This is a genomic window from Streptococcus sp. 11273D007BT (assembly GCF_053547195.1).
In genome coordinates this window covers 993,470-1,007,061 of record NZ_JBPWPE010000001.1, presented here as the reverse complement: position 1 = coordinate 1,007,061, position 13,592 = coordinate 993,470, and the positions used below count along the sequence as shown (strand labels likewise).

The 13,592-nt window shown below is 37.4% G+C and carries 14 protein-coding genes; 6 read left to right on the top strand and 8 right to left on the bottom strand.

Going from position 1 to position 13,592, the window contains the following annotated elements; all coding sequences use genetic code 11:
- Positions 1 to 42: 42 nt before the first annotated feature.
- The 6 genes from ACEE75_RS05185 to ACEE75_RS05160 all read right to left on the bottom strand — a co-directional run bounded on the left by ACEE75_RS05185 (position 43) and on the right by ACEE75_RS05160 (position 7,132).
- Positions 43 to 1,119 (bottom strand): aspartate-semialdehyde dehydrogenase, encoded by a 1,077-nt coding sequence (locus tag ACEE75_RS05185; protein ID WP_354367871.1) that lies wholly within the window; start codon positions 1,117 to 1,119, stop codon positions 43 to 45.
- Between the two features lie 334 nt (positions 1,120 to 1,453).
- On the bottom strand, positions 1,454 to 2,992 hold the full coding sequence (cls, locus tag ACEE75_RS05180) for a cardiolipin synthase (RefSeq protein ID WP_447575363.1): 1,539 nt from the start codon (positions 2,990 to 2,992) through the stop codon (positions 1,454 to 1,456).
- A gap of 63 nt (positions 2,993 to 3,055) precedes the next feature.
- On the bottom strand, positions 3,056 to 3,559 hold the full coding sequence (locus ACEE75_RS05175) for an N-acetyltransferase family protein (RefSeq protein ID WP_447575381.1): 504 nt from the start codon (positions 3,557 to 3,559) through the stop codon (positions 3,056 to 3,058).
- Positions 3,560 to 3,561: 2 nt separating this feature from the next.
- A complete protein-coding gene (locus tag ACEE75_RS05170; RefSeq protein ID WP_354367874.1) occupies positions 3,562 to 4,173 on the bottom strand; it encodes a DUF5052 family protein in 612 nt (203 codons plus the stop codon).
- 144 nt (positions 4,174 to 4,317) lie between these two features.
- Positions 4,318 to 5,988, bottom strand: a complete 1,671-nt coding sequence (locus ACEE75_RS05165) for a formate--tetrahydrofolate ligase (RefSeq protein ID WP_447575364.1) — start codon at positions 5,986 to 5,988, stop codon at positions 4,318 to 4,320.
- 130 nt (positions 5,989 to 6,118) lie between these two features.
- Complete coding sequence (locus tag ACEE75_RS05160; RefSeq protein WP_447575365.1) at positions 6,119 to 7,132, bottom strand: bifunctional glycosyltransferase family 2/GtrA family protein; 1,014 nt, start codon at positions 7,130 to 7,132, stop codon at positions 6,119 to 6,121.
- Positions 7,133 to 7,479: 347 nt separating this feature from the next.
- On the opposite strand from ACEE75_RS05160, the gene ACEE75_RS05155 reads away from it, so the two are divergent.
- The gene (locus tag ACEE75_RS05155; RefSeq protein ID WP_447575366.1) at positions 7,480 to 8,307 is read left to right on the top strand and encodes an LPXTG cell wall anchor domain-containing protein; all 828 of its coding nucleotides are present in this window, start codon (positions 7,480 to 7,482) and stop codon (positions 8,305 to 8,307) included.
- Positions 8,308 to 8,489: 182 nt separating this feature from the next.
- Here ACEE75_RS05155 and ACEE75_RS05150 read toward each other — a convergent pair whose 3' ends face one another.
- Positions 8,490 to 8,900, bottom strand: coding sequence for a hypothetical protein (locus ACEE75_RS05150; RefSeq protein ID WP_449173578.1), 411 nt, complete (start codon positions 8,898 to 8,900; stop codon positions 8,490 to 8,492).
- Complete coding sequence (locus ACEE75_RS05145; RefSeq protein ID WP_447575368.1) at positions 8,875 to 9,780, bottom strand: phosphodiester glycosidase family protein; 906 nt, start codon at positions 9,778 to 9,780, stop codon at positions 8,875 to 8,877. Before ACEE75_RS05145 ends, ACEE75_RS05150 begins: the two co-directional genes overlap by 26 nt.
- Positions 9,781 to 9,932: 152 nt before the next feature.
- On the opposite strand from ACEE75_RS05145, the gene ACEE75_RS05140 reads away from it, so the two are divergent.
- Genes ACEE75_RS05140 through ACEE75_RS05120 form a run of 5 tightly spaced genes read left to right on the top strand, consistent with a single transcriptional unit; the run spans position 9,933 to position 13,585 of the window.
- Positions 9,933 to 10,616: a phosphopantothenate--cysteine ligase gene (locus ACEE75_RS05140; protein ID WP_447575369.1), complete on the top strand. Its 684-nt coding sequence runs from the start codon at positions 9,933 to 9,935 to the stop codon at positions 10,614 to 10,616.
- A complete protein-coding gene (gene coaC, locus ACEE75_RS05135) occupies positions 10,609 to 11,154 on the top strand; it encodes a phosphopantothenoylcysteine decarboxylase (protein ID WP_447575370.1) in 546 nt (181 codons plus the stop codon). Before ACEE75_RS05140 ends, coaC begins: the two co-directional genes overlap by 8 nt.
- Positions 11,147 to 11,716, top strand: a complete 570-nt coding sequence (locus ACEE75_RS05130; protein ID WP_447575371.1) for an ECF transporter S component — start codon at positions 11,147 to 11,149, stop codon at positions 11,714 to 11,716. The genes coaC and ACEE75_RS05130 overlap by 8 nt, the downstream gene beginning before the upstream one ends.
- The gene (locus ACEE75_RS05125) at positions 11,713 to 11,901 is read left to right on the top strand and encodes a hypothetical protein (protein WP_447575372.1); all 189 of its coding nucleotides are present in this window, start codon (positions 11,713 to 11,715) and stop codon (positions 11,899 to 11,901) included. The genes ACEE75_RS05130 and ACEE75_RS05125 overlap by 4 nt, the downstream gene beginning before the upstream one ends.
- Positions 11,867 to 13,585, top strand: coding sequence for a phospho-sugar mutase (locus ACEE75_RS05120; protein ID WP_447575373.1), 1,719 nt, complete (start codon positions 11,867 to 11,869; stop codon positions 13,583 to 13,585). Before ACEE75_RS05125 ends, ACEE75_RS05120 begins: the two co-directional genes overlap by 35 nt.
- The last annotated feature ends 7 nt before the right edge of the window (positions 13,586 to 13,592 follow it).

The window sequence follows — 13,592 nt, the reverse complement described above, 5'->3', positions numbered from 1 at the left end:
ACCGAGAGTTAGAGATATCCTTATTTCCATTTAGGATATCTCTTATTTCAATTCAAATTTTAATTCAGTAGTTGGACGTACTAATCCACGCTCGTGCAATGCTTCGGCAATTTGGACGGAATTCCAAGCTGCTCCTTTAAGTAAATTGTCAGAAACAACCCACATGTGAATTCCTTTTTCTGCATCTAAATCTTTACGGATACGACCAACAAACGTCTCACGACGACCAACCGCATTTACTGCCTGCGGATAAACTTGATTAGCGACATCATCTTCAAGTACTGCTCCAGGGAAGTTTGCAATAGCTGCTTTCACTTCAGAAATTGGCGCAAGATCTTTTGTCTCAATATAAACAGACTCTGAATGACCAGATAAAACAGGAACACGGACACAAGTTGCTGACACTTTGATACTGTCATCTTCCATAATTTTCTTTGTTTCCTTAGTCATCTTCATCTCTTCATAAGTGTAATCATTATCTGTGAAGAGATCAATTTGCGGAAGGGCATTAAATGCGATTGGATAGTGTTTTTTGTCACCACCTGATGGTAAGATCTTAGCTGTTAAATGTTTTGGATCGACACCATCAACAACAGCCTCATGCAATTGACCAAGAGTTTCTTGGATAGCTGTTGCTCCAGCACCAGAAACAGCTTGATAAGTGGAAACAATAATACGGTCAAGTCCCCACTTTTGACGTACAGGCTCAAGCGCTACCATCATCTGGATGGTTGAGCAGTTAGGGCAGGCAATGATACCATTGTGATGATCCATAGCATGCGCATTAACCTCTGGCACTACCAAAGGAACGTCAGGATTTTGACGGAAATAAGATGTATTATCGACCACTACAGCACCTGCTTTAACAGCATACGGAGCGAATTTTGCTGATGTTCCTCCACCTGCTGAGAATAAGGCGATATCAATACCTGCAAATGAATCCTCTGTTGTTTCTTCAACAGTGACATCTTGTCCTTTATATTGCAAGACCTTTCCTGCAGAACGGCTAGATGATAAAAGTCTAACCTTATCAATTGGAAGAGTTGACTCCTCTAACATTTTAATCATTTGTGTTCCAACGGCACCTGTTGCACCGACTACAGCTACTGTATATCCCATGTTCTTACACCTCTAATCACTAAATTAAATTGCGATTTCTTCACAATTTTCTAAAAATTTATACTATTGGCATATTATACTATTTTTTTTATGACTTGAAAAGCTATTCTCCACAAAAAATAGAAGAGCTTGTAAATTAAAGAATCAAAAAAAGCTAGGATAAATATCCTAGCTTCAAGGGCATTAGATTATCTAATGTGCCAAATCGGTTCACACAATCTGACAAAGTCCGCTCCTGCGTTATTGACCTCCCTAGCGCAAAAGTGGCATAGCCACAATCGACTCATCGCATGTCTTTATTATGTCATAATTTCTAAGGATTTGCAAGTCTAACCTATAATAATGGAGCGATTAATTTCACAACAACCCCTATTATCTTTGTCTTTAAGGGAAGATTTTTCAAGGTGTCCATTGTTACCAGGTCAGACTGTTTTAAAGTAGCTTTAAAATCTGCTTTAATATCCTTAAGGGCATCTACACGATACATATAGGTCGCGCATTCAAAGTGATGGTATAAACTGCGATAATCAAGATTAATTGTCCCGACAACTGCCTTAATATCATCTGCAAGAAAAACCTTAGCATGAACAAAACCTGGCGTATATTCATAAATCTTCACTCCTGATTCAAGTAGAGCAGGATAGTATCGTTTTGCTAAAGCATAAGGCACTGGCTTATCTGGAATACCTGGCATAATTAATCGAACATCTACTCCACGTTCTGCCGCAAATTTAAGGGCATGTTCCATTTCACTATCTAAAATCAGATAAGGAGTCATAATATAGACATAGTCTCGTGCATGGTTTAAAATATCGATATAAACATTTTCTCCCACTTTGTCATGATCTAATGGTGAATCACCATAAGGAATGACAAAACCATTAACTTCGGGTCTTTTAGGATAATCAATCAGATAATTCTGGTAATTATAATCTCTAGAACTCGTTGACCACATTTGTAAAAACATCAGTGTAAAAGACTCAACAGCTCGCCCCTCCAACATAATAGCTGTGTCCTTCCAATGACCAAATCTTTCAATATGATTGATATACTCATCTGCTAAATTGACACCACCATTAAAAGCAACTTTTCCATCAATGACTAAAATTTTCCTATGGTCTCGATAGTTATAATAAGTTGATACAAAAGGGCGAATAGGAGCAAAAGCTTTAGCTTGAATCCCTAACTTTTGCAAACGCTCTGCATAATCGAAAGAAAGCGTTGAGAACTCAATCATGCCATCATACATGACTCGTACCTCTACTCCTTCTTTGACCTTTTTCTCTAAAATAGCTAATATTTCACCCCACATTAAGCCTTCGTCAATAATAAAGTATTCTAAAAAGATAAATTTTTCAGCTTTTTTCAGTTGACGCTTCATCTCTTCAAATTTCGCTTCTCCTGATGGGAAATAGGTCACATTTGTATCCCGATAAGTTGGAAAACCGCCACTTCGATGAAGATATTTAGCTAAATTATAGGTCGTGGAGTGACGTTCCTTTAGCTCTTCTAAGACAGTATGATCCAAGGTATAATAGGGTTGACTCTCATCGATAGATCTCTTCACCAAAGCTCTAAGCCCTCTGTAGCCCCAATCTTTTTTGGTATATAACAAAAATAATGGTCCAAATAATGGGAATGGAAGAATAAACAATAGCCAAGTAATGATAGATAAGGTATCCATCTGACTATTGATCAGATAAAGAACTGAACTAGAGACCAAAATAACAGATAAAATACTCAACTGAATGCGGTATTGTTCTAGCCACATAAAAGAGGAAATCAAAAAGACTAACTGAACAATTAATAATACTATGACTACTGTGCCTCGACTAAAAATACCACGTAAAAAACTACGCCTTCCTCTTGTCAAAAGATGTTTGACTTTATTTGATTTACTAATAAATTTCTCCTCCTAAGCTTTTTTTCTATTATATCACATATCATTACAATCTCGAAGGCGCTTTTGCAACCAAACAATATCATGCCACTGTCCAAACTTATAGCCAACTTTTTCAAAGTGTGCAACTTGTTTAAAGCCACGTTGCTTATGGAACTGAATGCTAGGATCATTAGGCAAGGCAATACAAGCTAATAAATTAACCATTCCCATTTGATTAAGAGCGCTTTCTAAAGCATCATATAAACGGCTTCCAACCTTTTTCCCTCTTGATGCCTTAGAGACATAAACCGATAACTCTACCGTCCAATCATAGGCTGCTCGCCCATAGTAAGTTGAAGCATAAGCATACCCTAGTACCTCACCATTTTCCTCTGCTACAAGGTAAGGAAATTTTTCAAGAGTCTTTAATATCCTAGTTTCAAACTCTTCAATACTAGGAACAAAATATTCAAAAGTAATAGCGGTCTCCTCGACATAAGGAGCGTAGATCCCAACAAGAGCAGCAGCATCTGATGTCTTAGCTTGACGAATTTTCACCATTATTCCTCCAATAGAGCCTTATCATAAATTGTATAATCACAGCGATAAATAATTAAACGTTTCCCATCAATTAATAATTCTGACGTTTTTGGGGCATCCGAAGCATAGAGGGAAACTTTATTTCCAGCATAGGTTGCAAGAGGAGTTCCATTTTGTGATCGAATGAGAATAACCTTCTTTTTTCCTGTCATATCATTTTTTAATTGTGAAACCATTTGATTAATTATCGGCATAGAGTGGTTATAATTGCTAACATCCACCGATTTTTGATATTTTGTAAACAAGTCTTCCAAACCTTCCTCTGAAGCAATCAAGGATGATCCAACATGATCTATTTCATATTCTCCTAATGTCACCTTTAATACCGATGAGTCCGCTTTAGAATTCCCCTCACTATCTACCGAATCAAATTCCTCATTTCTAGAAATCGACAAAGATTTCCCTGTCATCTGATCAATCAGCTGAGAGTTTTCATCATATGTCCGAACGGTCATCTGCAAGCCAACCCATTCTTCCTTGGTATTTTTCCACCAATTTTCTATGGATTGACAAGCTGTCAGAGATAAAATCGCCGACAATAATACTATCGTTTGTAATAATTTCTTTTTCATCTAACCCCCTCCTTTTTTATTACATTTTAACATGTTTTCTCTTACTAAGACAAAACAAAAAAACTCATATCCTATCACTAACTTAATCTCTGTGATAGAATATGAGTTTTTAGTATAACATCAGAGTATCAATGATTAATCCTATTAGAACAACCCTAATGCTGATCCATCTTCTGCGACATCCATATTAAGAGCTGCCGGTGCTTTAGGTAAACCTGGCATCGTCATTACATCACCTGTAAGAGCTACGATAAAGCCAGCTCCAAGCTTAGGAACAAATTCACGAACCGTAATCTCAAAGTCTTTTGGAGCTCCTAAGGCAAATTGATCATCAGAGAAACTGTATTGCGTCTTAGCCATACAAACAGGAAGTTTATCCCAGCCATGTTTAGCAAACTCAACCAATTGGTTACGCGCTTTCTTTTCAAAAACAACACCTCGACCACCGTAAATTTCAGTGACGATTTTTGTTACCTTTTCTTCTAAACTATCATCAGACTGATAAAGACGCGTGTAATGTGATGGTTGTGTTTCAATAGTATTCACTAAAGCATTTGCTAGATCAACACCTCCATCTGCTCCATCTGCCCATACACTTGCTAATTCAACTGGAACTTCAATCTCCGCACAAAGCTCTTTTAAGACTGTGATTTCTTCTTCCGTATCTGAAACAAACTCATTGATCGCAACAACTACTGGAATACCGTACTTTCTGATATTTTCTACGTGACGTTTCAAATTGGCAAACCCAGCTTTAACTGCCGCTACATTTTCCTCAGATAATTCTGTTTTTGCCACGCCACCATGCATTTTAAGGGCACGAAGTGTTGCTACAATGACAACAGCATCTGGTGTTGTCGGAAGATTTGGTACCTTGATATCCAAGAATTTTTCTGCACCTAAGTCTGCACCAAATCCAGCTTCTGTCACAGTATAATCTGCCAAACGAAGCGCTGTTGATGTGGCAAGAACTGAGTTACAACCATGTGCGATATTAGCAAAAGGACCGCCATGTACAAATGCTGGTGTGCCATAGATAGTTTGAACCAAATTTGGTTTAATTGCATCTTTTAGAATAAGTGTCAAAGCACCCTCTACTGCTAAATCACGAACATAAACCGGACTTCTATCAAAACGATAACCAATGACAATGTTCGCTAAACGTTCTTTCAAATCATTTATATCTGTCGCTAGGCACAAAATAGCCATAATTTCAGAAGCCACCGTGATGTCAAAACCATCTTCACGCGGAACACCGTTTAAGGGACCACCAAGACCAACTGTTACTTTACGTAAAGCTCGATCATTAAGGTCCACAACACGTTTCCAAATAATGCGACGTTGATCAATTCCAATACTATTACCTTGGTGAATATGGTTGTCAATCAAAGCAGAAAGTGCATTATTAGCAGTCGTAATCGCGTGCATATCTCCTGTAAAGTGAAGATTGATATCCTCCATGGGAAGAACCTGCGCAAAGCCTCCACCAGCTGCTCCACCTTTAATTCCCATAACAGGACCAAGTGACGGCTCACGAAGTGCAATCATGGTTTTTTTACCAATTTTTGTAAGAGCATCTGCTAATCCAATGGTTACTGTTGATTTCCCCTCACCAGCAGGAGTTGGGTTGATTGCCGTAACAAGTATCAACTTACCTGGCTTTTGATCCTTAATGGCATTGATTTTATCAAAGGATAACTTGGCTTTATATTTACCATAAAGTTCAAGGTCATCGAAAGTAATACCAACTTTTTCAACAACTTCTGCAATCGGCTTTAACACAACACTTTGAGCAATTTCAATATCAGATTTCATGGCGAAACTCCTAAATTCCTTTTTTGTTATCTCTATTATAACATGACCCTAAATAAAACGCACGTTATTTTACTATTTTATAAATTCGTTCGTGTTTTAGAAAAGCACCGAATCCGATGCTTCATCTATTTTACGCAAAAACAATTGTTTTTTGAACGCGATAACTAAAGAGAAATAAAACAAGCTCTGTCAGAAGTTTAGCGATTGTTATCGCAATTCCCAAACTCACCAAACCTGTTATCAACAAATAGTTAAACATCAAAATCACACAAACCAGCACACCATATCTAACAATGCCTTGGATTGGATTTTTTCGACTTTTGAAAACTGCTGTTGCATTTAAAAAACATTGGAGAGAAGCGCTAATAATACGCGCAATTATAACTGAAAGAAGCAAATGATTGGTCAGGCTCATCAAAATAAAGAACATAGCCGCGTCTAGTAGAGCCGCTGCACTAGCGCTTGCTATAAACTTTAAAAACGGTGCATAAATCCTCACTGAATCTTGAATCGGTCTAAAATGTGAACTTTTATTTTCTTCTAAATAAACTGTTGCAATAGGTTCTTCAACTAAATGATACCCTGCTTTGCTAGCTTCCAGTAGCATATTAAATTCATATTCAAATCGTTCACCTTCTAAGGTTAATAACCAAGGAAGAAGATCTGTTGTCATCCCTCGAAGGCCTGTTTGAGTATCCGTTACTGGCTCTCCTGTCACTAACTTAAATAATAATGCGGTCACCTTGTTACCGAAACGACTTCTAAATGGTACTTTTCCGACAAATGCGCGTGCCCCTAGTACAATACTGTTGGGGTAATTTTGAACTTGATGTGCTACTTTGATAATATCTTTAATCAAATGTTGTCCATCACTATCAACTGTTACAACGGTTTCACATTCTCTTTCTTCGGAATGGTCTAAGATATAATCAAAAGCAGTTTTAAGTGCCGCTCCCTTTCCTTTGTTCACGTCATGTTCAAGTACAACAGCACCTAACTTTTCAGACATATGATAATAGGAATGGTACTCTTTTCCACTTCCATCATTCACTACTATAACTTCAGCATTAAGTTCCTGCTTAACATCTCTTACAACTGCTACCAATCTTTCATCAGGTTCATAAGCTGGGATAATAATATACATCTATTTTTCCTCTCTGTCTCTCATTCTTGCTAGTAATTTATTATCGCATCATCATAATCACTTCTTTTAACAAAGTTAACCAAATTTCTCTCATCGACATCCCTCAATTCCTATTGACTGTAAAAATATCCATTGTGTTGACTCACTTTCTGAGTAACTATTTTCTATCAAATTTTCTTGATTATATCTTATATCAGATTCCTAAAAGCTTTCTAAACCCGCGCTTAAATGAAACTTAAACATCGTTTCTTCAAATAAAAAATCAGAATTATGTTTTTTATTTTACAAAATGTTGCAGTTTTGTTACAGAAGTGATATAATCACTTTAGAAAAACAAAGGAGATGTTATGATGAAAGCCAAAAAAATGATGTTAGCAACTGTTACCGTTCTTAGTTTAGCCACCTTATCTAACAATTTTTACGGAAATCCTCCTGTTTTTGCAGAGGAGGCAGGTAGTAGCCAAAGTGTTAGTTCTAGCATGGTTACTGATACTGTAGGTAGCTCAACCCCATCTTCTTTTACTAATGCCACTCAGACAGAAACAAATGATCATCTGATTGCTTTCCCAGCCGACTTCGTTGGAACTTGGGTACCTGTTAGCGATGGGCAAGTACATGAAAATGTTCCTACTTATGTAACTTTTTCAAATTCTGGGACATATACCGCCTATTACCCAAATGGTCAGCTGGTCAGCAAATCTATCTCTAGTTTAAGACAGATTGATACCAGTACTTATATCATTGCAGAAGGGGATGGAACTGGTTTAGTCAGCGGACGTGGTGGCTGGATTCCAGAAGGCAATACCATCGAGGAAGGATTTATTTATGATGGGACACAACTCATCTATGCTAATTGGTACGGTCCTACTCATCAAATAGACTATAGCCAACCAATTTACTCAGTTTTCACCACTTTTGTTAGATCCCAAACTCCAAGTTCAGATGAGAAACAAGAAACATCCACTGCAGTAAGCACAGATAATTCTGAAGAAAAATCTAACAATAATCAAGGTAGTCAAGAAAGTAACAGTCAAACAACTTCTTCCACTACTCAAACAAAACCAAGAAAAACCTTACCACTAACTGGAGAAAACATCTCATTTCTAACTACATTGGGAGTCGCTATTTTAGGGATAGCATGTTGTGTTCTTTACCGTTTTAAATCTCAAAAATAGACTTAACCTATAAAGGAAGCAGGAAATAATTTAACAAATAAAAAAGGTCCACCTCCACACACCTCAAACTATCTAGGAGACAGTTCGAGGTTGGCAATAAGGTGAACTCTGAGAATAGGCTTTGGGCTTTTTGCCCAGCCTTTTTTAGTGTATGTATTTTATCAATTTTAGATTATACCTTACTATTGAGAAATAGCTTGTGTTTTTTTAGGAAGAGAAAAGACAGACACTCCTAGACTCAAGGCCGCAAAAAATGCTGCTACCCACCAATACGGTTGATCAATAGTTGCGCTACGTCCTGAAACCTCAATAATTCCACGGACCAAACATGCACTTGCAACGATAGCCAAACTGGAATTCCAAAATAACATTGATAACCTTGTTCGTAACCACGTTATTTTGGTTTGAGCTAAAATATAGGATACAGTGCCGACCAAGGGAGATAAAAACATCAAACGCATATAAATGGATGATTCTCCGTAAGAAAACTGTTCATAGATCCATGTAAACACTAAACTGAAAATAGTTAGTCCCAAATAGATCCATACCGCTTTTTGTTTGCTTTTATTAGTAACCAATGTAAACAATATCACTCACCGCTCTTTCTTGAATTGTATTTCCGTTTGTTGTTGGATTATTGACAACTTTTCCATTAAAGTACATTGTTGAAGATCCACCACCATCGAGGTTATAAGCTAATTTAACACCATATGATTGCATCAATTCTGCCATCTCATATAATGTCAATCCAGAACTTTCATCTGTACGACCATCTGAAACGATAATAATATAGTGATTTTCATCAATAATACCGATAGCTGTACGTGGATTGTCTGACATGGCACGTCCCACCTCATCTGAAGTTGAAACAGCAATCTCTCCATCTTTAACTAAAGTTGGACCAAATGTAAATGTATTGATGACTCCACTATCTAATAACTCTTGAGCTGTTTGTTCTTCTTCAGAAATAACACCGAATGTGCCATCACTATACTGAACTAAATCTTCATAGTCTGAGCTTCTTGTTGTATCACGATAAAGTACGCCATTTTTAATGACATAACCTGTCTCATTAGCTCCATAATAATCCCCGTTAATCGCAAAGATGGCATTATTTGTAGAAGCGATACTTGATGTGGTATCTGTAATATTAGTACCGTAAGTATTTTGCGCTAGGGCTGTTTTTAAGTATTCCGAGCTTGAAACTTGAATATCTGCGACATACACAGTTGTGTCGCTCTTTCTTAACGTCTCAATGTTAACACTAATATTGTCATCCTTATAGCTCGTATCTGTTTGTGTCACCTCACCTGTTTCAGTAGATGCTGTACTACTAGAGGTAGAGGTAGTTGTCTCTGCCACTGCAGTTACAGCTGACGGGATAACAAAAGTTTTAAGAAGAGAATAAGTATTCGCTCCTAAAAGAGCGGTACTGAATAATATAGCATAGGCATGCTTTTTTACAAATTTCATATTGACCTCGCTTTGTTGTTGATGAGACTATGATAATGAAAAACCTTAAAAGAAATCTTAAATTCCCCATAGCTCGATATTTTATTAAGAAAATTTTAAGACTATCATAGCTAATCGTTTACGAAAACGTTTTTTTTTTGTAAAATATGTCTATGAAAATTTTGATTACATCAGGTGGAACCACCGAGGCTATTGATCGCGTGCGTGGCATTACCAATCACTCAACAGGTCAACTGGGTAAAACCGTAGCTGAAACATTTTTAGAAAATCATCATCATGTTACTTTAATTACTACTAAAACAGCCCTAAAACCCAATCCCCACCACCATTTAACCCTTATTATTATTGAAACCGTATCAGACTTACTCAAAGTCATGAAAGAAGAAATTCCTAAACACGATGCTATCATTCATAGTATGGCTGTGTCTGATTATACTCCTGTTTATATGACAGACATTTCTGAGCTTGAAAAACACTCCCCAGAGCAGCTAATATCTAAAACAAATTCTGAAAATAAAATCTCTTCTTCTAGTGACTACCAAGTGTTATTTTTAAAAAAGACACCTAAAATTATCAGTCTGATAAAAAAATGGAATCCTAGCATTTTCCTAATCGGCTTTAAACTACTAGTAGAAGTCTCAGAGCAAGAACTACTAGATGTGGCTAAATCTAGCTTGAGACAAAATAAAGCTGATATTATTGTTGCCAACGATTTAAGTAAAATAAAAGATAATCAACATCATGCTTATATTGTAGATGCTGATGGACAAGAAAAGGTTAATTCAAAAAAAGCTATTGCACAAAAGCTTTACGAAAGGATAACACAACATGCCTAAGACTATCTTACTCGCCGTATCTGGCAGCATCTCTGCTTATAAAGCGGCGGATCTAACCAGTCAACTAAGCAAATTAGGTTACTCTCTTCACATTATGATGACTGAGGCAGCAACACATTTTATCACACCTTTAACCTTACAAGTCCTTTCTAAAAATCCTGTCCACTTAGATGTCATGTCTGAACTCGACCCTAAAATAGTCAACCATATCGAACTTGCAAAACAAGCAGACTTATTTTTGGTCGCACCTGCTTCTGCTAATACCATCGCTCATCTAGCACATGGTTTTGCAGATAATATGGTCACAGCTACTGCACTTGCACTGCCATTAAAAACACCTAAGCTTATCGCACCCGCTATGAACACAAAGATGTTTGATAATCCTATCACACAAAACAACCTTTCTCTTTTATCCGAGTTAGGCTACTCTATTATTGAACCAAGATCAAGCTTACTAGCCTGCGGTGATATTGGTCGCGGAGCTTTGGCGGATCTAACCACTATTATTGAAAGAATCGAGGAAACTTTAAGTGAATAGAAAATCAGCCTCCAATGTCGCAACCCTAGCAATCTTTATTGCCACCATGCTCATTATTGAGGTCCTCAGTCAGCTTGTATTTAGTTTTTTGACTTTGCCGATCAAACCCACTATCACACATATCCCCATCATCATTGCCTCCGTTTTATATGGACCTAAAGTAGGAGCGAAACTTGGTTTGTTTATGGGGATTATGAGCGTTATCCGAAATACCATCATCATCTCGCCACTCTCTTATGTCTTTAGCCCCTTTGTACCACATGGTAATTTCTATTCTCTGATCATTGCTATCCTGCCACGTGTCCTAATCGGAATCACTCCCTACTTTGTCTATAAATTGCTTCCGAATCGAATCGGATTAATTTTGTCTGGATTAGCAGGGACTTTAACAAATACCTTCTTTGTTTTATTAGGCATTTTTATCTTTTTCTCCAATGTTTATCAAGGAAACATTGAGTTGCTGTTAGCTGGAATCGTATCTGTTAACTCAATAGCAGAAATGCTTATCGCAAGCCTGCTAACTTTTACTATCATTCCACGCATAGAATCTTTGAAAAAATGACAAAACCATCTGTATCAACTTACAAGATCGATACAGATGGTTTTTATCAAACTAAAAATAAGGATAAACTTAAAAAATTAGTATTCCATTTTCTTATTGAAAGTGGTATAATGAAAGCGGTTATAAAACAAAAACCTAAAGGAGAATACTATGACTTATACGGAAAACTACCAAAAATGGCTTGACTTTACAGGATTACCTGACTATCTCCGAACAGAATTAGTAGAGATGGATGAAAAAACAAAAGAAGATGCTTTTTACACCAATCTTGAATTTGGTACAGCTGGTATGCGTGGCTATATTGGAGCTGGTACTAACCGCATCAACATTTATGTGGTTCGTCAGGCTACTGAAGGTTTGGCAAAATTAGTGGAATCAAAAGGTGAGGAAGCCAAAAAACGCGGTGTAGCTATCGCGTATGACTCTCGTCACTTTTCTCCAGAGTTTGCCTTTGAGTCAGCTCAAGTTTTAGCGGCACATGGCATCAAATCCTATGTATTTGAAAGTCTTCGTCCAACCCCTGAGCTTTCCTTCGCTGTACGTCACTACAATACCATTGCTGGTATCATGGTAACAGCCAGTCATAACCCTAAAGAATTTAACGGCTATAAAGTTTATGGTGAAGATGGTGGACAGATGCCTCCTGCGGATGCTAGTGCATTAACAGAATATATCCGCTCTATCCAAGATCCTTTTACAGTAGAGTTAGCTGATCTAGAAGATAGTAAATCAAATGGCTTGATCACTGTTTTAGGTGAGGAAACAGATGTTAAATACCTTGAAGAATTAAAAGATCTCAGCATTAATCCTAAGTTGATTGAAGAGTATGGAAAAGATATGAAAATTGTCTATACTCCTCTACATGGGACAGGTGAAATGTTAGCACGACGCGCCCTTGCTCAAGCTGGCTTTGAATCTGTTCAAGTTGTTGAAGCACAAGCAACTGCTGATCCAGACTTTTCTACAGTTGCATCACCAAACCCTGAAAGCCAAGTGGCTTTTGCACTAGCAGAAGAATTAGGTCGTGAAGTCGGTGCAGATGTTCTCCTTGCAACTGACCCAGATGCTGACCGTGTTGGTGTTGAAGTCCGCCAAGCCGATGGTTCTTACTGGAACCTATCTGGGAACCAAATTGGAGCAATTATTGCCAAGTATATTCTTGAAGCTCATAAACAAGCTGGTACTCTTCCAGAAAATGCAGCACTTGCCAAATCAATTGTATCAACTGAATTGGTGACCAAGATTGCTGAAAGCTATGGCGCAACCATGTTTAATGTCTTGACTGGGTTCAAGTTCATTGCGGAGAAAATCCAAGAATTTGAAGAAAAACACAACCACACTTACATGTTTGGTTTTGAAGAAAGTTTTGGTTACTTGATTAAACCATTTGTACGTGATAAAGATGCCATCCAAGCCGTTCTTATGGTAGCTGAAATTGCCGCCTACTACCGCTCACGTGGTATGACCTTAGCTGATGGTATTGATGAAATCTTCCAAGAATATGGCTATTTCGCTGAAAAAACTATCTCGCTTACTCTCTCAGGTAAAGATGGAGCTGAGCAAATTAAGGCAATCATGACTAAATTCCGTGATGATTCTCCAGAACAATTTAACGGAACAGATGTTGTGGTATTTGAAGATTTCGCTCTTCAAACGAAAACGGATAAGTCTGGAAATGTCACTAAATTGACTACTCCTCCATCAGACGTTCTCAAATATACCCTCGAAGATGACTCTTGGTTTGCCGTTCGTCCTTCAGGAACTGAGCCAAAAATCAAGTTTTACATCGCAACAGTTGGTGAGACTTTAGCAGAAGCTGAAGAAAAAATTGCTAATATTGAACAAGAAATCAATAGCTTCACTAAATAATATAAAA

Bases quoted from the DNA above. Each gene is read 5' to 3' on its own strand.
- ACEE75_RS05185 (WP_354367871.1), bottom strand. From the start codon at position 1,119: ATGGGATATACAGTAGCTGTAGTCGGTGCAACAGGTGCCGTTGGAACA.
- ACEE75_RS05170 (WP_354367874.1), bottom strand. From the start codon at position 4,173: ATGAAAAAGAAATTATTACAAACGATAGTATTATTGTCGGCGATTTTA.
- ACEE75_RS05165 (WP_447575364.1), bottom strand. From the start codon at position 5,988: ATGAAATCTGATATTGAAATTGCTCAAAGTGTTGTGTTAAAGCCGATT.
- ACEE75_RS05160 (WP_447575365.1), bottom strand. From the start codon at position 7,132: ATGTATATTATTATCCCAGCTTATGAACCTGATGAAAGATTGGTAGCA.
- ACEE75_RS05155 (WP_447575366.1), top strand. From the start codon at position 7,480: ATGATGAAAGCCAAAAAAATGATGTTAGCAACTGTTACCGTTCTTAGT.
- ACEE75_RS05145 (WP_447575368.1), bottom strand. From the start codon at position 9,780: ATGAAATTTGTAAAAAAGCATGCCTATGCTATATTATTCAGTACCGCT.
- ACEE75_RS05140 (WP_447575369.1), top strand. From the start codon at position 9,933: ATGAAAATTTTGATTACATCAGGTGGAACCACCGAGGCTATTGATCGC.
- coaC (WP_447575370.1), top strand. From the start codon at position 10,609: ATGCCTAAGACTATCTTACTCGCCGTATCTGGCAGCATCTCTGCTTAT.
- ACEE75_RS05125 (WP_447575372.1), top strand. From the start codon at position 11,713: ATGACAAAACCATCTGTATCAACTTACAAGATCGATACAGATGGTTTT.
- ACEE75_RS05120 (WP_447575373.1), top strand. From the start codon at position 11,867: ATGACTTATACGGAAAACTACCAAAAATGGCTTGACTTTACAGGATTA.